The following is a 25,370-nucleotide window of genomic DNA, read 5'->3' as shown; positions in this document are numbered from 1 at the left end:
TTGCCTTAAAGGGGGTGAGCTGTCCTCGCCCGCGGGTGCTTTTCACCCGGGGTGATCAACGCCTGACGTCAGCAGGTTTCGAGATCCGTGGATCGGATCGGCCCGGGCGCTCATCCGGATGAATTGCCCAGGTGGGTGATGACCACTCACCCCGCGGCGGTGGATGCTGACACCGGAATGGCAAGCGGAGGTCGTCCTCAATCGGGCCCCGCAAGCTCAGATCAGGATTCGTCAACGCGCAATTGCACGCGCAGTACAGCGACAGGAAGAAGACGATGCGATGACAGCCGCCGCATCCCCGCGCACGCGCATCTGGTCCTCGGGTTCCTCGAAACGCGGCAGGGTCGGCCAGGGCAGGACTCTTGGGCCGCGGAGCACTCAATTTGAAAGCGCCATTGTCCCGCTTCTCGGGTCCCTCCATCGGCAAGCTCTCCGGCTGACCTCCAATCAGGCGGACGCGGAGGATCTGGTGCAAGAAACAGTGCTCAACGCATACGTCGGCCTGACGGCATTCGAACCAGGAACGAATCTCAAGGCGTGGCTGCGGCGGATCATGATCAACACCTACATCGACAGCTATCGGAGGCAAAAGCGCCGCCCCGCACAATATCCGACCGACGAGATCACCGATCGACAGCTGGCGGCCAGCGCCCCACGCACGCCGGAAGGGCTACAGTCGGCCGAAGACCAGGCGCTCGAAATGCTGCCAGATCCCTTGCTCAAGGCGGCAATGATGGTCCTGCCTGAGCAATTTCGCATGGCCGTGTATTTTGCTGACATCGCGGGATACTCCTACAAGGAGATCGCCGACACGACGGACACGCGGCAAGGAACCGTAAGTTCGAGGATCAACCGCGGACGAAAACAATTGCGCGATCTACTATTCGACTCAGTCGGCCCTGTGGCCGGGACCGTCGACAAGGCCCGGAGCGTAGCAACCCAACAGCGTGTCAACGGCGCCGAGTGACTCGGCCGGGCGATCAGGAGGCCTGATGAACAGAGCAAGAGTCCAACCCACATATAAGGTCCGGCCGTTATCACCCTGGACCGTCAGCCGTACTCGACCGGGACTGGAACATCTGGCCTTCTATGCCGGCATCGGTGCAGTGGCCGCATTTGGGATGATGGAATGGCCCGTCGTCGCTGCGTTGGTGGTGGGGCACACGCTTGTCAACGCGCAGCACAACAAGGTCTTTCAATCACTTGGTGAGGCGTTGGAAGAGGTTTAGCAGCAATACATTACGAGTCGCCGGGCCGTAGCAGCTCACAGTTCCCACTTAGTTATCTCGGGTGCGCGCGTGCGCGCAGCACGTGGGCCTCACCGCGCATCCGCTCAATCATGTGCGGATAGTGCAGTTCGAAGGCGGGCCTCTCCGAGCGGATGCGCGGCAGCTCGGTGAAGTTATGCCGCGGGGGTGGGCTGCTGGTGGCCCACTCCAGGGAGTTGCCATAGCCCCATGGGTCGTCGACGGTGACCGGTTCACCGTAGCGCCAGCTGCGGAACACGTTCCACACGAACGGCAATACCGAAGCACCAAGGATGAGTGCCCCGATCGTCGAAACGACGTTGAGCGTCGTGAAGCCATCGGTGGGCAGGTAGTCGGCGTAGCGGCGCGGCATCCCTTTGTTGCCAAGCCAGTGTTGTACCAGAAATGTGGTGTGAAACCCGATCAGTGTCATCCAGAAGTGCAACTTGCCCAGCCGTTCATCGAGTAGCCGCCCGGTCATCTTGGGAAACCAGAAATATGCCCCGGCGTAAGTGGCGAACACGATGGTGCCGAACAGCACGTAGTGGAAGTGGGCGACCACGAAGTAGGTGTCGGTGACGTGGAAGTCGATTGGCGGGCTGGCCAGCAGCACACCCGACAGGCCGCCGAGGAGAAAAGTCACCAGAAAGCCCACCGCGAAAAGCATCGGGGTCTCAAAGGTCAACTGACCCTTCCACATTGTGCCGATCCAATTGACGAATTTGATTCCGGTCGGCACCGCAATCAGATAAGTCGCGAACGAAAAGAACGGCAGCAGCACCGCACCGGTGGCATAGAGGTGATGGGCCCACACCGCGATCGACAGCGCCCCGATGGCGATGGTTGCATAGACCATGGTGGTGTAGCCAAACAGCGGTTTACGAGAAAACACGGGGATGACTTCGGTGATGATGCCGAAGAAGGGCAGCGCGATGATGTAGACCTCCGGATGGCCGAAGAACCAGAACATGTGCTGCCACAAAAGGACTCCGCCGTTTGCTGGGTCAAACACGTGCGCGCCAAGATGACGGTCGGCGGCCAACCCGAACAACGCCGCCGTCAACAGCGGGAAGGCCACCAACACCATGATGCTGGTGACCAGGATGTTCCAGGTGAAAACCGGCATCCGAAACATTGTCATGCCCGGCGCGCGCAGGCACACCACGGTCGTGATCATGTTGACTCCCCCGAGGATGGTGCCCAACCCGCCGACGATGAGCCCGAGGATCCATAAGTCACCACCGGGGCCCGGGGAATGGACGGCGTCTGATAGCGGGGTGTAGGCGGTCCAGCCGAAGGCCGCTGGTCCGCCGGGGGCGATGAAGCCCGCTAGGGCGATCAGTGCACCGAACACAAAGAGCCAGAATGACAATGCGTTGAGCCGCGGAAAGGCGACATCGGGGGCGCCGATCTGCAGGGGCAACACCAGGTTGGCGAACCCGAAGACGATCGGGGTCGCATAGAACAGCAACATCACCGTGCCGTGCATGGTGAACAGTTGGTTGTATTGCTCGTTGGATAAAAACTGTAGACCCGGTGCTGCCAGCTCGGCGCGGATCAGCAGCGCCATGATCCCGCCGACGAAAAAGAACGCAAAGCATGCGACGACATACATGATCCCGATCACTTTGTGATCGGTCGTGGTGATCAGCCGGTAGATCAGGCTACCCGTGGGGCCGGTACGCTCCGGGAATGGGCGGCCGGCCAGCAGCTCTTCCAGCTCAGGCGCCGATGTGGACATTAGATCGCTCTCCAATGTGAATACTGCTGGACCACAGTATGTTTAGCGTTGAACCGACCGTAGCCAGGACGCTGCGAACTTGCTCACCCCGTCCTGTTCGAGCACCGCGAACACGTTGGGTAGATCGATACCGATCGCGCTCAGCCGGTCCAACACTTCCTGCGCCTGTGCCGCCTTGCCGGTGATGGTGTCGCCTTTGATGACGCCGTGGTCGGCCACCGCCTCCAATGTTGCGGCGGGAATGGTGCTTACCGTGTTCGGCGCCACGAGTTCGGTGACGTACATCGTGTCGGGATACGCGGCGTTCTTCACCCCGGTAGAGGCCCACAGCGGGCGCTGCACGCGAGCACCCGCGGCGCGCAACGCGGTGTAGCGCGGCTCGGCTTCGAAGACCTGCTCGTAGGCCGCGTACGCCAACCGCGCGTTGGCGATGCCGGCTTGCCCCCGCAGCGCGAGTGCCTCCGCGGTGCCGATTTTCTCGAGACGCGTATCGACCTCAGTATCCACCCGGGACACGAAAAGCGAAGCCACCGAATGGATCCGGGACAGGTCAGCTCCAGCGCACTGCGCGGCCTCCATGCCGGTCAGGTAGGCGTCCATCACCGCTTGGTGCCGTTGCGCGGAAAAAATCAACGTGACGTTCACCGAGATGCCTTTGGCCAATGCTGCCGAGATTGCAGGCAGCCCTGCCGCAGTAGCCGGTATCTTGATAAATACGTTGGGCCGGTCGACGATTTCGGCCAACTGGATGGCCTGCATGAGTGTCCGATCGGAGTTGTGCGCATCCAGCGGATTGACTTCAACGGACACTCTGCCATCGATACCGTCGGAGGCCTCCCACTGCGGGCGCAGCACATCGCACGCCGCCCGGACGTCGTCAGTGATCACCGTGCGGACCGCGGCATGCATCGCGAGCCCACGTGCGGTCAACTCGGCGATCTGCTCACCATAGAGGTCACTGTGGGTAAGTGCTCGCTCAAAGGTCGACGGGTTGGTCGTGACGCCGACGACACTTCTGGTATCAACGAGGCGCTGCAGGTTGCCCGATTGCAGCCAGTCGCGCGACAAGTCATCCAGCCAGACCGACACACCGGCTGCCGACAGCGCCGCCAGATTCGGGTTCTGAGTCGGGTCCTTGTCCTGTATTACCGAGCCCATGTCGCTATTGAATGGGCTTGGCATGTTCCGCGGTGGCTGCGCCCTGATGGGCACCGTCGCTATGGCTGGGTAGTGTCCAATCGGGGCGGACGTAGTGGCAGGTGTAGCCGGATGGGTAGCGTTGCAGATAATTCTGGTGCTCGGGTTCCGCTTCCCAGAACTCGCCGGCCGCGTTGACCTCGGTGACGACCGGGCCGGGCCACCGGCCCGATTTTTCGGCGTCAGCAATGGTGTCCAATGCGATTTGCTTTTGCTCGTCGTCCAGATAGAAAATTGCCGACCGGTAACTGCTTCCGACGTCGTTGCCCTGACGGTTCTTGGTGGTCGGGTCGTGGATTTGGAAGAAGAACTCCAGCAGTGCCCGATAATCGGTTTCGTCTGGGTCGTAGGTGATTTCGAGTGCCTCGGCGTGGCCGGGATGATTGCGGTAGCTGGGATGCGCGTTGCTGCCGCCGGTGTAGCCGACACGGGTTGAGACCACACCGGGCTGCCCGCGGAACAGGTCCTCCATGCCCCAAAAGCACCCGCCGGCGAGAACGGCGATCTTGTTGTGGCCGCTCATGATTGCTGCTCGGCGACGCTCTGGTGTTGCTCCGACGCATCCTTCGTGAACAACCGCAGATATTGCCCATAACCCTGGGCTTCGAGTTCATCGCGGTGGATGAATCGCAGCGCTGCCGAGTTGATGCAGTAGCGCAACCCCCCGGCTTCTCTGGGGCCGTCCGGGAATACGTGCCCCAGATGGCTATCGGCGTGGGCCGACCGTACCTCGACCCGTTCCACGAAGTGGCTGCGGTCGCGCCTCTCAACGAGGTTGTCCGCGCCGATAGGCCGGGTGAAGCTGGGCCAGCCACTTCCGCTGTCGAATTTGTCCACCGAGGCGAAAAGCGGCTCGCCAGAAACAATGTCGACGTAGATGCCGGGCTCGTGGTTGTCGCAGTACTCGCCGGTGAACGGAGGCTCCGTGCCGCTCTCCTGGGTGACGTGGTATTGCTGGGGGCTGAGCGCGTCGACCGCGGCAGGGTTCTTGCTGTATTGGTGTGACACTTGGTCTCCTTCATTCGCGCACACGTTATGTTGATGCGCTTGGGGTTTCGCTAGGTTCCGAGTCGCTGCTCGGTTAGTTGCGGCCTGCCATGATGCCGCCGTCGACGTTGAGAATCGCGCCTGTGACCCAACTGGCCTCATCAGACAGCAGGTACGTCACGGCGTTGGCGATGTCGGCCGGGGTGCCGACTCGTCCCAGCGGGTGAAGCGGCGCGAATGTGGCAAGCGTGGCGTCGATCTCGTCCTTGGGGATGAACCCCTCGTACAGCGGGGTCTTGACGACGGCCGGTGCCACCGCGTTGACGCGGATCTTGTGTTCGGCAAGCTCGATGGCCAGGTTATGGGTCAGTGCATGCAGCCCGGCCTTTTGCATCGAGTATGCCGACGATGGGGTCAGACCGATCGCCTGATGTGCCCACATGCTGCCGATGTTTACGATCGAGCCGCCCTCACCGCGGGCGATCATGCCCCCAACGACGGCCTGCGTCAGGAAGAACAGAGCGTAATTCAGCTCCATGTACGAGTCATACGTCAGCGCGTCGTACTCGAGAAACGGCTTGGGTACAAAGAATCCGGCCGCATTGACGAGCAGCGTCGCATCGCTGTGATGCTCAGCAAGCGCGCGCTGAACATCGGCGACCGCAGCGCGATCCGTCAGCTCGGCTGTGATACCCCAGGCCTCGCCGCCCCCGCCGCTCAATTCGGTCACGGTGTCATCAACGCGGTCCTTCGACCGGCCGACGATCACCGCGCTGCCGCCATGGCGCACGACATCAACGGCGACCTGCCGGCCCATACCGGCGCTGCCGCCGACGACGATGACCTTCTTGGAATCGAAGTGCATGGTGAAACCCTTCTGCTGATCATTTTCGGCGACTCCTGTGGGGCCACTTCCGCCTTTAACGCGCGAGAAGAGTTGCAGCCCTGGACGACACCGGCACCACGTATGTTGACGTCGAACTGGCATCAGTCTGCTGCGCGGCAGGGTGAGCCGTCATCACCCCAGCGTTGTTTCACCCGGGTGAGTTCGGCCGCGCCGTGAACGGTGCAGCTTCGTGACATCCACCCGGGCCGGGCGATCAGGCGATAAGAGCCCCGCCGCTTCGCTGAGTCACAAACGCGCAGTGAGAAATTCGGCGCGGTTGCGTCCGGGTGCGGCACCGGGCGCGCCTTGGCCGGCGCCACAGCAGTGCACTACCTCGTGCAGGACGTCGTTACTGTGCGTTGCCCGGAGCCGCCGTGCTCGTGGGACTCGTTGCGGTCGCCGGACTCGTTGTGGTCGTGGGGCTCGTAGGCCGCACAGAGCTCGTCGGGCTCGTCGGAGTCGTCGGGCTCGTCGGAGTCGTCGGGCTCGTCGGAGTCGTCGGGCTCGTAGGGCTCGTCGGAGTCGTAGGGCTCGTCGGAGTCGCAGCGCTCGTAGGAGTGGGCGTGGGACTCGCAAGGCCGGGGCCTTCGCCACACCAGTCCGCTACATCCTTCGGGTACTGCTCGAGCGGCGGGGGACAACGCTGCCCCGGAGGGAAATTGGCGCCGGCGTTGAGCAGATCGCAAGGCACGTAGACCTGCTTGCCCTTGGGGGTGTTGGTCAGACACTTCGTCGGCGGCTCGCCATGGGCCTGGACGGGAATGATGGCCGCCGCCGCCACCACCGCACCGAGCGCCAAAGCAAGACGGCGATAGATCATGAGAACTCCTCGCGATGCGGCCTGGGGCGTGCACAACGTGACATCGCCGTCGTATGACGATTAAAGCCGCTCACCCCAGGCATAATCCAACCCATAGGTCTCAGACGTAGTGCGGCGCGTACTAATTTATCGCTCTAAACCACAAAACTCGGTGGAGCTGCCCGGAATCGAAGCCGCATCTAACACTGCTGACCAGTGCAAACGCTCCACGAGTCAGGACGTCGCGACATCACGTTCTATATGGTCGCGACGAGTTTTGCCCTCGGGTGCAGTCTGATCTTCATGGGCAAACTCATCTATGGCTTCAACGTGTCGGTGGACGGGTACATCGCCGACGCGCAAGGCAACATCGACTGGGCCGATCCGAGCGAAGAACTGCACCAGTACTGGAACGACTTCGAGCGGGAGACCGCCCTGTCGTTCTACGGGCGCCGGCTCTACCAACTGATGTCCGCATACTGGCCGACCGCCGACCAGGCCCCGGACGCCACGCCTCTGATCGTTGACTTCGCCCGCATCTGGCGCGATATGCCCAAGGTCGTGTTCTCGCGCACCCTGGAATCCGTCGACTGGAACTCCCGCCTGGAACGCAGCGACCCGGTCGAGGTGGTGACGAAGCTGAAAGCCGAAACCGACGGCAGGTTGGAGGTGGCCGGCGCGACGCTGGCCGCACCAATCGTGCAGGCCGGTCTGGTGGACGAGTACCGGATCCTGGTCGCGCCCACCGCGGTGGGCGGCGGCACCCCGTTCTTTCCAACGCTGCCGTCATGGATCTCGCTGCGACTGTTGGAGAACCGCACCTTCCCGGGCGGCACGGTCCTGCTGCGCTACGAGGCGAATCACGACTGATCGGACATACACAGTCAGGCGAGCTGCGGGTGCACTACGAGCCACACGGCATTACGTAGCTGTTCAAATAGTGGAGCTGCCGGGAATCGAACCCGGGTCCTACGGCATTCCCTCAAGACTTCTCCGTGCGCAGTTCGCTATGCCTCTACTCGGATCTCCTGATCACGCGAACAAGTCAGGATGACGATCCCAGTCGCTGTTGGTGTCCCGATGAGTCCCGCGACCGAACTCATCGGTGGATCCCTCTAGCTGACGCCAGGGTCCGGGTCGAGGGCTTTCCCGGTCTGACGGACTAGCTGTCGCTTAGGCAGCGAGAGCGTAGTCGCGCTGATGTGAATCGGCGCTTATCTGTTTGCAACGACGCTTACGGTGGTCAGTTGCCTGCACCGGCACGCTTCCCTTGATTCGATGCGCGAAGTCGAAACCTTTCAGCCCCTCGCGCCCCACCGACTTTCGGCAGGAATATCAATGGTACCTGCCTATCAACCAGCGGCAACGCAGTTATCTTCCCCGCCGGGCTGCGATCAGATCACGAAGTTGAGGTGCTCGACGACCTGCGCGGCCACGCCCTTGTCACCGTCGAGCTCGATGTCCTGGGCCCGGGCGGGACACATCGGGCGGCCACCGGCGAGCCGGGTGAACTGCAGCCCGTCCAGCCGGATGGTCGCGGTCGCGTCCTGGCCGGCGAAGTCGTCGACCACCGCGGCCCGTCCGTCGACGGTGACCCGGATGGTGCGGGCCAGCGGTCCGGAGAGGTCGAACTGGACGCGGGAACCGTCGGGCGCCTTCGCCAGCTTGCCCACGACGTAGCCCATGGTCGCGGCGATCTCGTCGACGGCCAGCGGCGCCGCGGGCCCGGCCAGCTCGTCGTCGGACGGCGGCCGTTCCAACGCGAGGCGCATGTCTTGTTCGTGCATCCAGCAGTCGAACACGCGGACCCGCATGAATCGGCCATAGGAATCCGGGCCCGTCGGGGTCATCGTCACCGCGTCCCACTCCTCGCCGGACAGGTTCGTCAGTGCCTCGCGCCGATCGGTGGTAATCGCCCGGAAGCTTTCCAGCACGTCGGCGTCGGCGTGCGCGCTCAGATGGCGAACCCAGCACTCGTTCATCACGCCGACGTCGTTGCGCACATGCGCCAGCGTCGAGACGTCGATATCGGGCTGTGGTGCGGCGATGCCGGCGAGGAACGACTCGGTGCCGATCATGTGCGCCACCAAGGCTTTGACGCCCCAGCCCGGCAGCGGGCTCGGCGCCCGCCATTGCGCTTCGGACAACCCGGCCAACAGTGCCTCGATGTCGTCCCACACCGCGAAGAGACCGGTGAGCACGGAGGACTTGTCGAGTTTGGTGACGGGACGATCGGCCATGGTCAGGATCGTAGGCCGATCAATCAACAGCGGGCGCCTCGGTGCCGTCAGGCGGACGCGATCATCGCCACGGAGCCCATGGCAAGCACCATGCCGATCCCCTGCAAGCGGGTCACCCGCTCGCGCAGCACCACCATCGCCAGCACGACCGTCGCGGCCGGATACAGCGAGATCAAGATGCTGGCCAACGACAGCAGCCAGGTGTGCAGCGCCGCCAGCATGGTGATGTTCGCGAAGATATCGAGCACCGCGACGGCCACGGCCAATTTGAGCGGCCGTCCGCGCGGCATCACCAGGTTGTCGCTGGTTTTGGCCATGGCGAACACCACCAGGCTGGCCGCCACCCGGGCGAAGACCAGGGGCCAAAGCTTGCACACGTGTGGCGCCTGGTGCAGAAACACCAGGTTCAACCCCATCGCCGAGCCGGCAACTACTGTGAGCCAGGCCACTTTTGGCGTGAAACGATACGGCGTGCCCTCGACGGGCGCCTCGCGGCTGACGAGCATCACCGCGCCCAGCGCCAAGACGACGCCCACCAGGGCCGCCTGCCCGGGCCGCTCCCCCAGCGCCATACCCACGGCGACTGGCACCGCCGCGTTGAGCACGGCCGCCAACGGCGAGACAACCGAAATCGGCCCGGAGCCAAGGGCCGCGAAGAACGCCCACATACCGAACGCCATGCCGATGCCGTACAGGCATCCCCACAGAACGGCGCCGACGTGAACAGGGCCGCCGACGAAAACGGCCATCACGCCCAGTAACAGCGTCTCGATCGGGTAGGCGACGAGCATCACGCGCAGCGCGGCCACTCGCCGAGCTGCTACGCCGCCCACGAAGTCGCTGACTCCGTACGTAACGGCAGACAGCTGGGCGTACGCCGCCCCGATCAGGTCATGCCCTTTGCTCGACGTCCCATCTCGCGAACAACTTCGCGCTGTGCATCGCGCTGCGCCATGTCCTGGCGCTTGTCGTAAGCCCTTTTACCGCGCGCAAGGGCAAGTTCGACCTTGACCTTGCCCTCGGAGAAATACAGAGACAACGGCATCAAGGCGAGGTTACCATCTCGTATCTTGCCGACCAGCCTGTCAATTTGTTGCCTATGTAACAACAACTTTCGGTTGCGGCGCGGCTCGTGATTGGTCCAGCTACCGTGCTGATACTCCGGAATATATAGGTTGCGCAACCAGACTTCGCCGTCGTCGATTGTTGCGAATGCGTCAGCTAACGATGCTTGGCCCTGGCGAAGGCTTTTGACCTCGGTGCCCTGCAAAGACACTCCGGCCTCGAACAGCTCGATGATCGAATAGTTGTGCCGCGCTTTGCGATTGGTGGCGATGACTTGTTTGCTGCCACCTTTGCCGCCCGCCGCTTTGGCTCGGCCGGAACCCTTGGCCACAGCTACCGCCGTATATAGAGGCGCAAGGTCGCGTACCCGGTCACCGCCGCCATCGACACGCCGAGTAGGAACAGCCACGGCGAGATGTAGAGGATGTCGGCGTAGTCGACCTTGGCGATCAGGTGTGCTTGATAGAACTGGCTCAGCGCGTTGTCCAGGAACAATGCCCGAACCAGCATGAGTCCGAGGACCGCGATCGCCACACCGATGGCCGCGGCCAGCATCGCCTCCACCAGGAAGGGCAGCTGGGTGTACCACCGGCTGGCACCCACCAGCCGCATGATGCCGATCTCGGTGCGCCGGGTGTAAGCGGCGACCTGCACCATGTTGGCGATCAACAGGATTGCCCCGACGGCCTGCACCAGGGCGACGGCGAACGCGGCGTCGCGCAGGCCGTCCAGGACGGCGAACAGCCGGTCGATGAGGTCCTTCTCGTTGAGGATGCTGCGCACCCCGGGCTGGCCCTGCATCGCGGCATCGAATTCGGCGTGCTGTTCGGGATTGTTCAGTTTGACGATGAACGACGCCGGAAACGAGTCCTTACCCGCCACGTCCTTGAACTCCGGGAACTTCTTGATGGCGTCGTTGTAGGCGTCCTGCCGGTTGACGAAGCGCACCGATTTCACGTCCTGGCGCAAATCGATCTTTTCGCGCAGTCCCTTACAGGGCGCGGACGCACACGTCGTGTCGTTGGCCGATATGTCGTCGGTCAAAAACACCTGCGTCTCAACGCGGTCGAGGTAGATCTCGCGCGAGTTGTCGGCCAGCCGGACGACCAGTAGACCGCCGCCGAATAGGCCGATGGAGATCGCGGTCGTCAGGATCATCGCGGCCGTCATCGTGACGTTGCGACGAAACCCGGTCAGGACCTCGTTGAGTAGGAAACCGAAGCGCACTTAGCGGTCCATCCCGTAAATGCCGCGCTGCTCGTCGCGAACCAGCCTGCCCAGCGACAACTCGACGACGCGCTGGCGCATCGAGTCGACGATGTGGTGATCGTGCGTTGCCATCAGCACCGTCGTCCCCGTGCGGTTGATCCGCTCCAACAAATCCATGATGTCCTTACTGGTATCTGGGTCGAGGTTGCCCGTCGGCTCGTCCGCCAGCAGAACGAGCGGCCGGTTGACGAACGCGCGGGCGATCGCCACCCGCTGCTGCTCACCACCGGACAACTCGTGGGGCAACCGATTGGCCTTGCCGGACAGGCCGACGGTTTCCAGCACCTCCGGCACCACCCTGTTGATCGCGTCGGTTCGTTTGCCGATCACTTCCAGCGCGAACGCGACGTTCTCGTAGACCGTCTTTTGCTGCAGGAGGCGGAAGTCCTGGAAAACGCAGCCGATGACCTGGCGCAGCTTGGGGACGTGCCGCCCGCGCAGCTTGTTGACGTGGAACTTCGACACCCGGACGTCCCCGCTGGTCGGGTTCTCCGCGCCGAGCAACAGCCGCATAAAGGTGGACTTGCCCGACCCCGACGGGCCGATCAGGAAGACGAATTCACCCTTGTCGATCTTGACGTTGACGTCTTCCAACGCCGGGCGGGCCGACGCTTTGTACTTCTTACTGACATGGTCCAGGGTGATCATCACGGCACGCCAGTGTAGCGGTGAATTTCGCTGGCAGGCGAAGTCAACTGGCCGGTGGCGGCGAAGTCGGCACCGGGCCGGGCCCCGGCTGAGGTTGCTGCGGCGGCGGTGTGGTGGGGCTTGAGCTGGGCGGGCAGAACGGCGCCGGCAGGATGCACGGCAGCTGCGGCAGCTGGAACGCCGGTGTGGTGGTTGTGGTCGTTGTCACCGGTGGTGGCGGCGGTGGCGGGGGTGGCGGCGTGCTCGTCGGCGTCGGCGTCGGTGTGTAGGTGACGGTCGGCGGCGCCTGCAGGCGGCTGCGCGGCACCCAGGTGTAGTTGGGGTCGGGCACGAAGCCGGGCGGCACCACTTGCTGGGCCGGTGGCTTGGGCGCCGGTTCCGGGCGGTAGGTGTCGTAGACCCACCACACGAGGAAGAAAGCGACGATCAATACGAACGTCGACGTGCGCATCCGCCCGCCGAACACGTGCTTCGGCCAGCGATGCTCCGCATCCGAGTCGTCGCCGCGCTTCTCGAGGATGTTCAGGGTGAACTTCAACGCTTCTGCACCGCACCTTGGACTTCATCATCGTTTTGCTGTTCGGCGGCCTGCGCGACCGGAACCGAGGGGTCTTCCACCAGGCCCACCCGCGCGTCCGCCGCGGTCACGATCCCGACGCGGGCCAGCGCCCGGATGACCAGCACGCGCAGCTGCCGGCCGACCTCGAACTGCTTGCCGGGCAGCGTCCGGGCCACCAGACGCAGGGTCACGGTGTCGACCGCGATGCTTTCCACACCCATCACGGTGGGCGCATCCAGCAGCAGCTCCCCCAGCACGGGGTTGTCCATTGCGCGGTCGCATTCCTGATGCAAGACCTCGTTGACCCGGTTGAGGTCGGCGCTGGTCGACACCGGGATGTCCACCACTGCGCGGGCCCAATCCTTCGACAGGTTGACCACCTTGACGATCTGCCCGTTCGGAATGGTCAACACTTCGCCATCCGCTGACCGCAGCCGGGTCACCCGCAGGGTCACGTTCTCGACCGTGCCGCTGGCATCCGTCGCGGACACCACGGTGATGGTTACCAGATCGCCGAAGCCGTACTGGCGCTCCACCAGAATGAAGAAGCCCGCCAACAGATCTCGCACCAACTGTTGTGCGCCGAAACCGAGCGCGGCGCCGACCACCGTCGCCGGCGCGACCAATCCGCCCACCGAGAACTGCAGCACGGACGAGATCTGCATGATGACCCAAATGCCGATGATGACGACCGACACCCAGGAGATCACCGACGCCAGGGCCTGCCGGTGCTTGGACGCTTCCGAGCGCACCAGCGCATCGCTTTCGGCGAAGCCCAGGTTGAGCTGATGCGTCACCTGCTGCGCCACCCAGTTGACGAACCGGGCCGCCAGCACCGCGGCGATCAGGATCATGACGATCCGCAGGCCCCGGGTGATGATCCACTCACCGAGCTCGCCCCGCCAGAAGTCGTGCCAGCGGTGCGTCATCGATGCGGCGAGAATACTTGTGTTATTCGTCATCTTTTCGGTTGCGCCAACGGATTCCCGCTTCCAGGAACCCGTCGATGTCTCCATCCAGGACGGCCGCGGGATTGCCGACCTCGTATTCGGTCCGCAGATCCTTGACCATCTGATACGGCTGCAGGACGTAGGAGCGCATCTGGTTGCCCCACGAACTGCCACCTTCGCCTTTTAATGCGTCTAGCTCAGCGCGTTCTTCGGAACGCTTGCGCTCCAACAACTTTGCCTGAAGAACGCGCATCGCCGAAATCTTGTTCTGCAACTGCGATTTTTCGTTCTGACAAGTCACGACGATACCCGTTGGGATATGGGTTAAACGTACCGCAGAGTCGGTGGTGTTCACCGACTGGCCTCCCGGACCACTCGAGCGGTAAACGTCAACGCGCACATCGCCTTCCGGAATGTCGATGTGGTCGGTGGTCTCCACCACCGGAAGCACCTCGACTTCGGCGAACGACGTCTGACGGCGGCTCTGGTTGTCAAACGGGCTGATTCGCACCAGCCGGTGGGTGCCCTGCTCCACGGACAGCGTGCCGTAGGCGAACGGGGCGTGCACGGCGAACGTCGCGCTCTTGATGCCCGCCTCTTCGGCGTAGGACGTGTCGAACACCTCGACGGGATACTTGTGTTGCTCGGCCCACCGTATATACATCCGCATCAGCATCTCGGCCCAGTCGGCGGCGTCCACTCCACCCGCGCCGGAACGAATGGTGACCAGCGCCTCGCGCTCGTCGTAGTCGCCCGACAGCAGGGTGCGCACCTCGGTGGCTTCGATGTCCGCGCGCAGCGCCTTCAGCTCGGCGTCGGCCTCGGCCAGCGCTTCTGTTTTGCTGGCGGCGTCTCCTCCCTCCTCGGCCGCCAACTCGTAGAGCACCGGCAGATCGTCCAGGCGCCCGCGCAACTCCTCGACCCGGCGCAGCTCGCCCTGAGCGTGCGACAACTCGCTGGTCACCCGCTGGGCTCGCGCTTGGTCGTCCCACAGTTGGGGATCGGATGCCTCGTGTTCGAGCTTCTCGATGCGCGCGCGCAGACCGTCCACATCGAGCACTCGCTCCACCGTGGTCAGGGTGGCGTCGAGGGCAGCGATATCGGCTTGACGGTCGGGTTCCACAGGCGACAACGTTACCGGGGACCTCCGGGCAGCTTCCGCTGGCAGCGAGTGTCCAGGTCACGACCAGCGGTCATGCGTTTAGCATCGAGTCACGATCATGTGCGCCCCGCTTTGCGTGCGACAGCCCCTTGCGCGCATTCGGGCACGAATAGAAGGTCGAGAATGCGCCCTTACCACGTTGCAATCGTTGGCTCCGGACCGTCGGGCTTCTTCGCCGCGGCCTCCTTGCTGAAGGCGGCCGACGGGTCCGAAGACATCGATATCGCCGTCGACATGCTGGAGATGCTGCCCACCCCATGGGGGCTGGTGCGCTCCGGCGTCGCGCCCGATCACCCGAAGATCAAGTCGATCAGCAAGCAGTTCGAGAAGACGTCCCAGGATCCGCGCTTCCGCTTCTTCGGCAACATCTCGGTGGGCGAACACGTGCAGGCCGACGAGCTCGCGGAGCGCTATGACGCCGTCGTCTACGCCGTCGGGGCGCAATCCGACCGTGCGCTGAACATCCCCGGCGAGGACCTGCCGGGCAGCATCGCCGCCGTCGACTTCGTGGGCTGGTACAACGCGCACCCGAACTTCGAGGAGGCCACGCCCGATCTCTCGGGGTCCCGGGCCGTAGTCGTCGGTAACGGCAACGTCGCCCTCGACGTCGCGCGCATTCTGGTCACCGATCCCGACGTGCTGGGACTGACCGACATCGCCGACCACGCGCTGGATTCGCTACGCCCGTGCGGCGTCGACGAGGTGGTGGTCATCGGTCGGCGCGGGCCGCTGCAGACCGCATTCACCACCCTCGAGCTCCGTGAGCTGGGAGACCTGGACAACGTCGACGTGATCGTCGACCCCGCCCAGCTGGAGGGCGTGAGCGACGAGGACGCGGCCGCGGCGGGCAAAACGGCCAAGCAGAACATCAACGTGCTGCGCGATTACGCCAAGCGCGACCCGCGCCCCGGACACCGCCGCATCGTGCTGCGCTTCATGACCTCCCCGATCGAGATCAAGGGCGACGACCGAGTCGAAAGGATCGTGCTCGGCCGCAACGAGCTGGTCACCGACGACAACGGGCGGGTGTCCGCCAACGACACCGGCGAGCGCGAAGAGCTACCTGTCCAGCTGGTGGTGCGCTCGGTCGGCTACCGCGGTGTGCCCACCCCGGGGCTGCCGTTCGACGAGAAGACCGCGACGATCCCCAACAGCGGCGGCCGGGTCGAGGGCAGCCGCAACGAATATGTGGTCGGGTGGATCAAACGCGGGCCGACCGGTGTCATCGGCACCAATAAGAAGGACTCTCAGGACACGGTGGACACGTTGCTCGCCGATTTGTCCGGCGCCGACGGCCTGGCGGATTTCCCCGGTGACCACGCTGAAAAGCTGGCCGACTGGCTGGCGTCGCGCCAGCCCAAGCTGGTCACCTCGGCGCACTGGGATCTCATCGACGCCCACGAGCGCGCGGCCGGCGAACCGCACGGACGGCCCCGCGTCAAGCTGCCGAGTTTGGCGAAGTTGCTTCGGGTCAGCCACGGCTGAGCCTGCGACCGGAGTACGAAGGGCTCTACTCAACGCCCGCAATTCTCCGTAGCGTTGGGCGCGTGGGTAGCGACCAACCGGTTACCGTGCTTTCCGAGGACCAAAACTGGAATCTGTTGGGCAGTGTCTCGCTGGGCCGCCTGGTCACCAACTTCGCCGGCGAGCCCGAGATCTTTCCCGTCAACTTCGTCGTGCAAGACCGCACCGTGCTGTTCCGCACCGCCGAGGGCACCAAACTGTTCTCGGCCGTGGCCAATCACGCGGTGGTCTTCGAGGTCGATGACCACAACCTCATCGAGGGATGGAGCGTGATCGTGCGCGGTCGCGCGCGACTGCTGAAGGCAGACACGGACATTCAACGAGCCGAACGCGCGCAGCTGTTGCCGTGGACGGCAACGCTCAAACCGCACTATGTGCGCATAACGCCGACCGAAATCACCGGCCGTCATTTCCGGTTCGGCCCGGAGCCTGACCGTCACGAGCCGGTTGCGTGACGAGTAACTCGGGCGCGTCGGCGCCGGTCAGTCGCCGGTGCATGGCCCATGCGATCCGGCCTGCCTGAACTTTCGCCCGATCGGCCGCCGGTCCGCGATACATCTCGTCAACGGTGTTGTGCCACAAGGCAAGCCAGCGCCGGAAGTGACGATCCGACAGTGGAGCACGCCGGTGGATTTCGCGGTGCGCCTGCAACGCACTGCCGCGATAGAGCCCCGCGCGGAACAGCACGGTCTCCCAGAAGTCGCACATCGTCGGAACGTGGGCATCCAACCCGGTGGCGCGCAACTCGGCGAACGGTTCGGCCAGGACCTCGTCGTCCAGCGCCCGCCCGTAGAACCGGCGCAGCAACGCCTCCACGTCGGCGCGGTCGACCAGGTCGGCACCCGCCTCGGCGGTCGTCAGCCGGCTCATAGTCAGCAACCCTTCGATATATCTGCTACTCAGAGTAACACCATCTTGCCCGAAGAGGTGGTCTCACAACAGGGCCATTGGTCCCTTGACACCGCTGAGAAAACCGGCGCATACGGGAGAAAATTCCGGATATGCGCCGGCCGAGATTTCGATGAACGCTGTTGCAGAGCAGTATGTTTCAGATCACAATGCCGGTGCTGCCCGAGTTAGAGGTTGCCGCAACGTATCGCGAGCACGGAGTGGCCCTCGTGACACAGCGCCTCGGCCCGATAGGAATCGGTGACCAGCAGCTGACCGGCATCCGGGTGGCCGCGCAGGTACCGGTCCACGCCTCCGGTTACGATCGCCGGCTCGGCCTGCACGTCGGGATACAGCCGCATCCACTGCGCCAGCCTGCGATCCAATTGCCGTTGCGCTGAGGCCTTTCCAGGAGTTCCGCCGCGTACATCGGCGGCATTCGACACCGAGACCGCCCGCAGCGTCGCTCGGCGCAGTCTCGCTTCGTCGAACGCGTGCCGCAGCACCGTCCCGTTGTCCACTTCGGCCACCACACCGCTGACCCGGGGCGCCGTCGGACGGCTCGCCGACTGCTGGATCACGGCTACCGGACACACCGCCGAGCGGACCAAAGACGCCGCGACGGCGGGTCCGCCGTGGCAGGCATGGTTGAGCCCGATTCGCCCGACGCAGAGCATGACCGCAGACCTCGATGCCTCAAGCAGCTTGGAAACCGTCCTGCCCCAGAGGATTTCGGTTTCAACCTTGACTTGTTCGCCCACGGCGTCCACGGCCCGATGGGCGTCGGTCAACGCGGCACGGGCGACGGCAAGCCGGGTGCCAGCGTCGCGCGCGCCCGATGCGTCGTGCGGATCGATGACATACACCAATCGCAAGGGAATGTCGCGGCTGACCGCCTCAGCGATCGCCCATACGGCCGCATGAATCGCCGCCCGGGAACCGTCGACACCTACCAGAATTGCGGGAGCTGGATACACGTTGCTCATCGCGACTTCCTTCATTGCGCGGTAGAAAAGTGTTCATTACACCGTTCAGATAAGACTTTATGACCCGTAAACCCCACTCCCCCAGAGGCATTGGTCCCGAAATTGGTGCCATTGGACCCTATGGTCCGCTCGTATAACCGAATTGACTGTTGCCATCGCGACGCCAGGGATTGAGTATTAGGTGCGGACGACCTAGGTGTGTTTGACATGCGAGACAGCGGGCACCACCACCCATCACCTAGACGGGAGAGACCTCGCGCATGACCGCTCAAGAGACATCCGCTCAACCGTCATCGTCAGAGCCTCTGGTCGGAAAAGGCTGGGTCCAGGGTGTCGCCCTGGTCATGATCTTCGGCTTCCTGGTGATGGGCGTCCTGGCCTACCGCACCTATTCGGCGTCGATGCCGATGCCGGACAAGGTAGTCAACGAATCGGGCCAGCTGCTGTTCACCGGTCAGGACATCACCCGCGGCCAAGAGCTCTACCAGGCCCGCGGCCTGATGGAATACGGCTCGGTTCTCGGCCACGGGGCGTATTTGGGGCCCGACTACACCGCCGAATACCTGCGGACCGCCACGCAGGACGTCGCCGGTCAGCTTCGCGCGCAGGGCGTGACCGATCCGCGGGAACGCGTCGTCACCGAATTCCGCACCAATCGCTACAACTCCGCCAGCAAGACGTTGGTGTTCACCGACCGCCAAGCCGTGGCGTTCGATCACATCCAGAGCCAGTACGCCGCCTACTTCGGCGAGAACTCTACGAAATACGGCCTGCTGCCCCACATGATCACCGATAAGGCGCAGATCCGTGACCTCACGGCATTCTTCGCCTGGACGGCCTGGGCCGCGGCAGCCGAACGTCCCGGCCACAAGTACACCTACACCAACAACTGGCCGGCCGAGCCGCTAGTCGACAACGGTCCCACCGCCGCGGTGATCGTCTGGTCGGCGCTGTCGCTTGTCGCATTGCTGGGCGGCATCGGGATCATGTTCGCGGTCTACGGTCGCTGGAGCCAGAAGGTCGGCTGGCACAGCGCAGAGTCGTCCACCCTGTCCTTCCGCCAGCCCGGCGAGGTGAGCCTGACCCCTGCGCAGCGCGCCTGCATCTGGTTCTTCGCCATCGTGTCGGTGCTGTTCCTGGCCCAGACGCTGCTGGGGGCCGCGGCCGAGCACTACCGGGCCGATCTGGCCAATTTCTTCGGGCTGGATCTGGCCCGCATCCTGCCCTACAACCTGGCCCGCACCTGGCATCTGCAGCTGTCGCTGTTCTGGACCGCGGCGGCCTTCCTGGCGGGCGGCATCTTTCTGGTGCCGTTCATCGCTCGCCGGGAGCCCAAACGCCAGGCGCTGCTGGCGTATGTGCTGCTGGGCGCGGTCGCCGTGGTGGTGTTCGGCTCGTTGATCTGCGAGGCGCTGTCCATCTATGGCGTGATCCCGGCGGGCGGGCTGTTCTCCCAGCAGTGGGAGTACCTCGACCTGCCGCGCCTGTGGCAGATCCTGCTGATCATCGGCATGTTCCTGTGGATCGCCATCATCTGGCGCGGCATCCGCGGCCAGCTCAAGGGTGAGTCGAAGATGAACATGCCCTGGCTGTTCTTCTTCTCCGGGCTGGCCATCCCCGGCTTCTACGCCGTGGGCCTGCTGGCCGGCAGCGACGCCCACTACACCGTCGCCGACTTCTGGCGGTTCTGGGTCGTGCACCTGTGGGTCGAGGACTTCCTCGAGCTGTTCACCACCGTGATGGTGGCCTACATGTTCGTGTTGCTCGGCGTGGTGCGCGAGAAAATCGCGCTGGGCGTGATCTTCCTCGACGTCATCCTGTACTCCGCCGGTGGTGTCATCGGCACCATGCACCACCTGTACTTCTCCGGAACTCCGGTGGAGCACATGGCGCTCGGCGCCTTCTTCTCGGCCGCCGAGGTCATCCCGCTGACCTTCCTGACCGTCGAGGCGTGGGCGTTCCTGCAACTCGGTGCGCGCCAGCAATCCGGCGACGCCAACCCCTTCCCACACCGCTGGGCGGTCATGTTCCTGGTCGCGGTCGGATTCTGGAACTTCTTGGGGGCAGGCATCTTCGGGTTCCTGATCAACCTTCCGGTGGTGTCCTACTACCAGATCGGCACCGCACTGACGGCCAACCACGCGCATGCGGCGATGATGGGCGTGTACGGCATGCTGGCCGTCGGGCTGGCCATGTTCGCCTTCCGCTACGTGATCCCGGCCGACAAATGGCCCGAGAAGCTGGCGCGAATCTCGTTCTGGTGCATGAACATCGGGCTGGCGTGGATGGTGTTCGCCACCCTGCTGCCGCTGGGCGTGCTGCAGCTCTACCACTCGGTCAACGACGGCTACTTCGAGGCGCGGTCGCTGGGCTACATCACCAAGCCGGGCAATGCCGTCCTGGAGTGGCTCCGGCTACCGGGCGACGTCATCCTGATCGTCGGCGGTGTGGTGCCGTTCGTCTGGATCGCCCTGACCGCGCTGCTCAACTTCCGGTCGGGTACCACCGCCGACGAAATGCCAGAAAGCCCGCTGTACGTCCAGGCACCGACCGAGCCGGAGCCCGGTGCCGCGGTGCCGGCGAAGGATTGACCGGTGACCGCGCCGACCGCCGCGGTGTGGATGATCGCCGGGTACTCCCTCGCGCTGCTGGCCGTCGGCTGGGCTTTCGACGCGATGGCCCGGCGGGCTTCGGCGCACGCGGCACGTTGGCGCACAGGCCAATTCACGTACCGGCCCGACCATGATGCATGGGTCTGTCCGCAGGATCATTGGCTGTGGCCGACCTCATTCGATCCGAAACATCGGGTCATGCGATATCGGGCACTGCCGGTGGTGTGCAACAGCTGTCCCGTCAAATCCGACTGCACGACCTCCGAGCACGGCCGCGAGATCAGCCGCGAAGTCGACCCGTGGCCGCATTCGGACGCCGGACGGTTTCACCGCGGGATCGCCTGCTGCGTGGCCGCGCTGGGGATCGTGCTGCCGCTGGCGACGTTAATCGCCAACCACTCGGCCGCTGACGCGCTGGTCCTGACGGCGACGGTGCTGATCGTTGCGCTGTTGGGGCTGCCGCTGGTCCGTCACCTGTGGAACACTCCGTCCAACGCGCCCGACCACCTGCCGCACCGCACCGCGATCGAGGACCAGGTGGCCGCGGCAATCGACCGGTACTCCACGCGCTGGGGCGGGTGGAAAAGCAAGGAGGACAACACGATATGACTGCCCTTGTGGTCGGCCTGATCGTAGCCGGGATAGTCCTGCTTGCCGTGCTCGCGACGTGGTCGCTGGCCGTGCTGCGCGAGTACGAACGCGGCGTCGTATTCCGGATGGGACACGCGTGCCCCCTGTACGGCCCTGGCTTGCGGTTTCTGATTCCGCTGCTGGACAAGATGATTCGGGTCGACCAGCGTCTGGTGACGCTGACCATTCCGCCGCAGGAGGTGATCACCCGCGACAACGTGCCGGCGCGGGTCAACGCCGTCGTGATGTTTCAGGTGATGGAGCCGCTGAAAGCGATTCTGGCGGTGGAAAACTACGCGGTGGCGACGTCGCAGATCGCCCAGACTACACTGCGTTCGCTGCTGGGCCGGGCTGACCTGGACACGCTGCTGGCACACCGAGAGGACCTCAACAGCGACCTGCGCACGATCATCGAGAAGCAGACCGAGCCCTGGGGTGTGCAGGTCCGCGTCGTCGAGATCAAGGACGTCGAAATTCCCGAGTCGATGCAACGGGCGATGGCCCGCGAGGCCGAAGCCGAGCGCGAACGCCGCGCGAAGGTCATCAACGCGCGCGGCGAACTGCAGGCATCGGAGGAACTGCGCGAAGCCGCCGAGACCCTCTCGAAGAGTCCGGCGTCGCTGCAGCTGCGCTATCTGCAGACGCTGTTGGAGTTGGGGGCGGATCAGAACTCGACGGTCGTCTTCCCGTTGCCGGTCGACATCATCACGCCGTTCCTGCGGCATCCCGAGGCGCTGCAGGCTGTGGTCGACGACTTGAATCATCGCGGGTAACCACGAGCGCACACCCACCAGATATCAAGCACTTCAAATACTTTCGTTGTTCAACAGGTGTAAATCCAGCTCGCTCGATGGTTAACAGAAGATGAACGCAAAATGAACGCCAGCTGAATTCTGCCCGGCCCCTGCCGGGAAATAGGCAAAACCCCGCAAGCATCAGCCGCACCTGCGACGTTTGAAGGGCCCGAAAACCGAAGGTCTTCTTTAATGCCCTGCGCGCACGCTCCGCCGACCCGATAACACGCGCCACGCTGACCGCTGGTCGGCGGTGGCGCGATCGCGCCGGGCTGCCCTCTCACCTGACGCGGGGTGAGCTTGCCGAACCGCAAAGCGAATCCGGGAGCGGCCTCTTTTTCTCAGAACACGCCGATGTGGCGGGCGCCGGCGCCAATGGCGTTTGCCCGAAAACCGCACTTTGAGGGGATGTATCACAGATGGATTGGGCTTTTCTTCCACCCGAAATCAATTCGGCCCGGATGTACACCGGCCCCGGATTGGCGTCGCTGTTGGCCGCCGCCGGAAGCTGGGACGCGCTGTCGGCCGAGCTGGCCTCCACCGCCGAGTCCTACGAATCGGTGCTCGCGGGTCTGGGTCTGCAATGGCGCGGCGCCGCCGCCGAGTCGATGGCGTATTCGGCCGCCCGCTACATGGGCTGGCTGCAAGCGACCGCCGAGCAGACGAAGCAGACGGCCATGCAGGCGCGCACGGCCGCGGCGGCCTACGAGCAGGCGTACGCGATGACCGTGCCGCCGCCGGTGATCACCGCCAACCGCACGCTGCTGGCATCGCTGGTGGCCACGAACATCGTGGGGCAGAACACCGCGGCCATCGCCGATACCGAGGCGCAGTACTCCGACTTCTGGGCGCAGGACGCCGCGGCCATGGCCGGCTACTCGGCGTCGTCGACGGCGGCGACGACGCAGTTGCCCCGGTTCGCCACCGCGAACAAATCCACCACCGAATCCGGCGTGAGCGCCCAGAACGCCGCCGTGGCCACGGCCAGCACGAACGCCGGCGTGACCAAGGCTGCCACGCAGACGTTTTCACCGCTGAGTACGCAGCAACCGAATACGGGAACGGGCGACATCTACTACCTGGACGCATCGACAACGAGCTCGGGCACCAACGCGTTCCGGGTCCTCGACGCGATTCAGGGGACGGGCCTCGGCTTCAGCGCTCCCTACAACATGGAGCAGTTCGTGTCCGGCATCATCGGGGCGGAAAACAATTTGGGCATCCTGGCCAAGCCCGGGGCGGCCGCGGCCAATCTCGCTCCCGCGATCGCGGCGCCCGCACTCCGCGGCGCCACGTCGGGCCTCGGCGGTGGCCTGGGCAACGTCACCGCGACCCTCTCGCACGCTGGCACAATCGGGCCGATGTCGGTCCCCGCAACCTGGGCCGCGCCCACGAGCACCCACATCTCGCCGCTGGAACCCGCGGGCTTCACCACGATTCCGGGGACCGAGGAGCCGATGGCGTCCGGGTATCCCGGGTACCCCGGGATGCCGGGCGGCGGCGCCGCACGATCTGCCGGCGCGGGGGTCCCGCCACGCTACGGCGTGCGGCTCACCGTGATGCCACGCCCGCCGGCCGCGGGGTGACGTGCCACCACTGGACCAGCTGCTCTCGGTCATAGGACGAACCTGTCGCCGCGAGCGGTTCCGCTTCACGCAGCCTTTAGAGCTGTAAGACAATGGATTTCGGCTTTCTCCCACCAGAGGTGAACTCTGGCCGGATGTACGCGGGCCCCGGGTCGGGCTCGCTACTGGCTGCCGCGGGAACCTGGGACTCGCTCTCGGCCGAGCTGGGCTTCACGGCCGCGGTCTACGAATCGGTGCTGTCCGGCATGACCGGTTTGTACTGGCACGGGCCCGCAGCCCAGGCGATGGCCGCGAGTGCGGCGCCCTATGTGGCGTGGCTGTATTCGACCGCCGAACGGGCACAGCAGACGGCCATGCAGGCTCGGGCGGCCGCCGCGGCCTACGAGCTGGCGCATGCCATGACCGTGCCCCCGCCCGCGGTCGCGGCCAACCGCACCCAATTGGCGACGCTGGTGGCAACGAACTTCTTCGGCCAGAACACCGCGGCCATCGCGGCCACCGAAGCCCAGTACGCCGAATACTGGGCTCAGGACGCCGCAGCAATGTACGGCTATTGTGCCAGTTCTACTGCGGCGGTGCAGTTCTCGCCGTTTACCTCCCCGCGCCAGACCACGACCACCGACGGGGTGACGGCGCAGCAGAACGCCGTCGTGCAGGCCGCCGCGAACGCCTCGAACTCGGGCACGGACTCGGGATCGCAGGTGATAGTGGTGAACTCCTCGACCTCCAATTCGTCGTCGCAACTCTTCCGAATCCTCGACACCATCCAGGGCGCGCAGACCACGTTCAGATCCATCTTCACCACCGAGGGGACCACTGCCGGAATCATTCAGGCAGACAAGAACTTAGGGATTCTGCCGAACCTGGGCGCGGTCCCCGCCGCGCTGCCCAAGGCTCCCGCGCTCACCGGCGCGACGTCGGGATTAGGCAACGTCAACGCGGTGCTCGCGCGTGCCGAACGGATCGGCCCGATGTCGGTTCCCGCCAGCTGGGCCAGCGCGACCGGCAACCAAGTCGCGGCATTGCCGGGCCGCGGCTGGTCCGACCTGACGGCGGGCGACGCGGTCGCCCGGAGCGGACCCGGAACGTCCGGGATACCCGGGATCCCGGGCGGGACGGTCAGGCGGGCAACGCTCGTGGTCCCACGCTACGGCAGGCGGATCACGGTGATGACGCGTCCACCCGCGGCCGGCTGACGGAAACTCAGCCCACCGGGGGCGGCGGCGACCCGGGTGGCGAGGGCGGCGCAGGCGGCGCCGGCGGTACCGCGGGCGCGAACTTCCAGTTGTCCGGATTCCTCGGCGAATAGACCACCGGGAACAGTTGGCCGATGGTCGGCCATTGATTCACGTCCACGGCCATGCGCTGATACACCGCGTGCTCGTTGACGGTGGGCCCATTGATCACGCCGGCGATGGTCACGAACTGCTCGCCGGTGGCGTCGGGGCGGGGGCTTATCCCCGTCACCAGCAGCGTGCCACTCAGCAGCTCACCGCGGGGGCCGCGAGGGACGAACCGCTGAACGAGAAATACGCCCAATATCGCCACCAGGAGTAGCAGCAGTCCGAATTCCCACACGAGGCCATCGTAGGACCGTGAT

The 25,370-nt window shown here is 64.6% G+C and carries 26 protein-coding genes and 1 other RNA gene; 9 read left to right on the top strand and 18 right to left on the bottom strand.

The features are described from left to right. The first annotated feature begins 163 nt into the window (after nt 1-163). Nucleotides 164-967 carry a sigma-70 family RNA polymerase sigma factor gene (locus A5732_RS10745; RefSeq protein ID WP_253189041.1) on the top strand — a complete coding sequence of 268 codons (804 nt, stop codon included), beginning with the start codon at nt 164-166 and terminating at the stop codon, nt 965-967. A 314-nt stretch (nt 968-1,281) separates the two neighbouring features. On the opposite strand, the gene ctaD is transcribed toward A5732_RS10745, so the two are convergent. From ctaD to A5732_RS27320, 6 genes are all read right to left on the bottom strand, one after another. Continuing rightward, nucleotides 1,282-2,988 (bottom strand): aa3-type cytochrome oxidase subunit I, encoded by a 1,707-nt coding sequence (ctaD, locus tag A5732_RS10735; RefSeq protein ID WP_076102171.1) that lies wholly within the window; start codon nt 2,986-2,988, stop codon nt 1,282-1,284. Nucleotides 2,989-3,030: 42 nt separating this feature from the next. After that, complete coding sequence (gene tal / locus A5732_RS10730; RefSeq protein ID WP_076052607.1) at nt 3,031-4,146, bottom strand: transaldolase; 1,116 nt, start codon at nt 4,144-4,146, stop codon at nt 3,031-3,033. 4 nt (nt 4,147-4,150) lie between these two features. Beyond that, nucleotides 4,151-4,708 (bottom strand): peptide-methionine (S)-S-oxide reductase MsrA, encoded by a 558-nt coding sequence (gene msrA, locus A5732_RS10725; RefSeq protein ID WP_076052606.1) that lies wholly within the window; start codon nt 4,706-4,708, stop codon nt 4,151-4,153. Next, a complete protein-coding gene (gene msrB / locus A5732_RS10720; protein WP_076102170.1) occupies nt 4,705-5,193 on the bottom strand; it encodes a peptide-methionine (R)-S-oxide reductase MsrB in 489 nt (162 codons plus the stop codon). The genes msrA and msrB overlap by 4 nt, the downstream gene beginning before the upstream one ends. 73 nt (nt 5,194-5,266) lie before the next feature. Further along, nucleotides 5,267-6,037, bottom strand: coding sequence for an SDR family NAD(P)-dependent oxidoreductase (locus tag A5732_RS10715; RefSeq protein ID WP_076102169.1), 771 nt, complete (start codon nt 6,035-6,037; stop codon nt 5,267-5,269). A 350-nt stretch (nt 6,038-6,387) separates the two neighbouring features. Further along, on the bottom strand, nt 6,388-6,654 hold the full coding sequence (locus tag A5732_RS27320) for a hypothetical protein (RefSeq protein ID WP_076102168.1): 267 nt from the start codon (nt 6,652-6,654) through the stop codon (nt 6,388-6,390). 506 nt (nt 6,655-7,160) lie between these two features. On the opposite strand from A5732_RS27320, the gene A5732_RS10705 reads away from it, so the two are divergent. After that, a complete protein-coding gene (locus tag A5732_RS10705; RefSeq protein WP_076102224.1) occupies nt 7,161-7,727 on the top strand; it encodes a dihydrofolate reductase family protein in 567 nt (188 codons plus the stop codon). Nucleotides 7,728-7,795: 68 nt separating this feature from the next. Here the strand turns inward: A5732_RS10705 and ssrA are convergent. From ssrA to prfB, 9 genes are all read right to left on the bottom strand, one after another. Then, nucleotides 7,796-8,163: a transfer-messenger RNA gene (ssrA, locus tag A5732_RS10700) on the bottom strand. Between the two features lie 88 nt (nt 8,164-8,251). Continuing rightward, a complete protein-coding gene (locus A5732_RS10695) occupies nt 8,252-9,097 on the bottom strand; it encodes a maleylpyruvate isomerase family mycothiol-dependent enzyme (RefSeq protein ID WP_076102167.1) in 846 nt (281 codons plus the stop codon). Nucleotides 9,098-9,144: 47 nt separating this feature from the next. Next, on the bottom strand, nt 9,145-9,891 hold the full coding sequence (locus A5732_RS10690; RefSeq protein WP_436971819.1) for an EamA family transporter: 747 nt from the start codon (nt 9,889-9,891) through the stop codon (nt 9,145-9,147). Nucleotides 9,892-9,983: 92 nt separating this feature from the next. Then, nucleotides 9,984-10,493 carry an SsrA-binding protein SmpB gene (gene smpB, locus A5732_RS10685; protein ID WP_044484454.1) on the bottom strand — a complete coding sequence of 170 codons (510 nt, stop codon included), beginning with the start codon at nt 10,491-10,493 and terminating at the stop codon, nt 9,984-9,986. Between the two features lie 2 nt (nt 10,494-10,495). Beyond that, nucleotides 10,496-11,389 (bottom strand): permease-like cell division protein FtsX, encoded by an 894-nt coding sequence (ftsX, locus tag A5732_RS10680; protein WP_076052599.1) that lies wholly within the window; start codon nt 11,387-11,389, stop codon nt 10,496-10,498. Continuing rightward, nucleotides 11,390-12,079, bottom strand: coding sequence for a cell division ATP-binding protein FtsE (ftsE, locus tag A5732_RS10675; protein ID WP_007772842.1), 690 nt, complete (start codon nt 12,077-12,079; stop codon nt 11,390-11,392). A 43-nt stretch (nt 12,080-12,122) separates the two neighbouring features. Next, on the bottom strand, nt 12,123-12,617 hold the full coding sequence (locus A5732_RS10670) for a hypothetical protein (RefSeq protein ID WP_076102166.1): 495 nt from the start codon (nt 12,615-12,617) through the stop codon (nt 12,123-12,125). Next, nucleotides 12,614-13,600 (bottom strand): mechanosensitive ion channel family protein, encoded by a 987-nt coding sequence (locus A5732_RS10665; RefSeq protein WP_249266729.1) that lies wholly within the window; start codon nt 13,598-13,600, stop codon nt 12,614-12,616. The genes A5732_RS10670 and A5732_RS10665 overlap by 4 nt, the downstream gene beginning before the upstream one ends. Next, entirely contained in the window at nt 13,590-14,711 is a 1,122-nt protein-coding gene (gene prfB / locus A5732_RS10660) for a peptide chain release factor 2 (protein ID WP_064950398.1), read from the bottom strand. The genes A5732_RS10665 and prfB overlap by 11 nt, the downstream gene beginning before the upstream one ends. A gap of 162 nt (nt 14,712-14,873) precedes the next feature. On the opposite strand from prfB, the gene A5732_RS10655 reads away from it, so the two are divergent. Together A5732_RS10655 and A5732_RS10650 are read left to right on the top strand one after the other, a co-directional pair. Beyond that, complete coding sequence (locus tag A5732_RS10655; protein WP_076052596.1) at nt 14,874-16,235, top strand: FAD-dependent oxidoreductase; 1,362 nt, start codon at nt 14,874-14,876, stop codon at nt 16,233-16,235. Nucleotides 16,236-16,297: 62 nt separating this feature from the next. After that, nucleotides 16,298-16,729 (top strand): pyridoxamine 5'-phosphate oxidase family protein, encoded by a 432-nt coding sequence (locus tag A5732_RS10650; protein WP_076052595.1) that lies wholly within the window; start codon nt 16,298-16,300, stop codon nt 16,727-16,729. On the opposite strand, the gene A5732_RS10645 is transcribed toward A5732_RS10650, so the two are convergent. Both A5732_RS10645 and A5732_RS10640 read right to left on the bottom strand, forming a co-directional pair. After that, nucleotides 16,671-17,144, bottom strand: coding sequence for a group III truncated hemoglobin (locus tag A5732_RS10645; protein ID WP_076102165.1), 474 nt, complete (start codon nt 17,142-17,144; stop codon nt 16,671-16,673). The two genes, A5732_RS10650 and A5732_RS10645, sit on opposite strands and share 59 nt — an antisense overlap. A 206-nt stretch (nt 17,145-17,350) precedes the next feature. Then, nucleotides 17,351-18,148 (bottom strand): universal stress protein, encoded by a 798-nt coding sequence (locus A5732_RS10640; protein WP_076102223.1) that lies wholly within the window; start codon nt 18,146-18,148, stop codon nt 17,351-17,353. 260 nt (nt 18,149-18,408) lie between these two features. Here A5732_RS10640 and A5732_RS10635 point away from each other — a divergent pair, with 260 nt between their 5' ends. From A5732_RS10635 to A5732_RS10615, 5 genes are all read left to right on the top strand, one after another. Beyond that, nucleotides 18,409-20,739, top strand: a complete 2,331-nt coding sequence (locus tag A5732_RS10635) for a nitric-oxide reductase large subunit (RefSeq protein WP_076102164.1) — start codon at nt 18,409-18,411, stop codon at nt 20,737-20,739. Nucleotides 20,740-20,769: 30 nt separating this feature from the next. Continuing rightward, a complete protein-coding gene (locus A5732_RS10630; RefSeq protein ID WP_170880029.1) occupies nt 20,770-21,369 on the top strand; it encodes a hypothetical protein in 600 nt (199 codons plus the stop codon). Next, a complete protein-coding gene (locus A5732_RS10625) occupies nt 21,366-22,163 on the top strand; it encodes a slipin family protein (RefSeq protein ID WP_076102163.1) in 798 nt (265 codons plus the stop codon). Before A5732_RS10630 ends, A5732_RS10625 begins: the two co-directional genes overlap by 4 nt. A 440-nt stretch (nt 22,164-22,603) precedes the next feature. Beyond that, entirely contained in the window at nt 22,604-23,770 is a 1,167-nt protein-coding gene (locus tag A5732_RS10620) for a PPE family protein (RefSeq protein WP_076102162.1), read from the top strand. A 92-nt stretch (nt 23,771-23,862) separates the two neighbouring features. After that, entirely contained in the window at nt 23,863-24,966 is a 1,104-nt protein-coding gene (locus A5732_RS10615) for a PPE family protein (protein WP_076102161.1), read from the top strand. Between the two features lie 7 nt (nt 24,967-24,973). On the opposite strand, the gene A5732_RS10610 is transcribed toward A5732_RS10615, so the two are convergent. Then, entirely contained in the window at nt 24,974-25,348 is a 375-nt protein-coding gene (locus A5732_RS10610; RefSeq protein WP_076102160.1) for a hypothetical protein, read from the bottom strand. Nucleotides 25,349-25,370: the final 22 nt, after the last annotated feature.

The organism is Mycobacterium colombiense (assembly GCF_001953985.1).
In the GTDB taxonomy this organism is placed as follows: Bacteria; Actinomycetota; Actinomycetes; order Mycobacteriales; family Mycobacteriaceae; genus Mycobacterium; species Mycobacterium colombiense_B.
The sequence above is the reverse complement of the archived record's forward strand: the minus strand, read 5'-3'. Positions and strand labels throughout refer to the sequence as shown.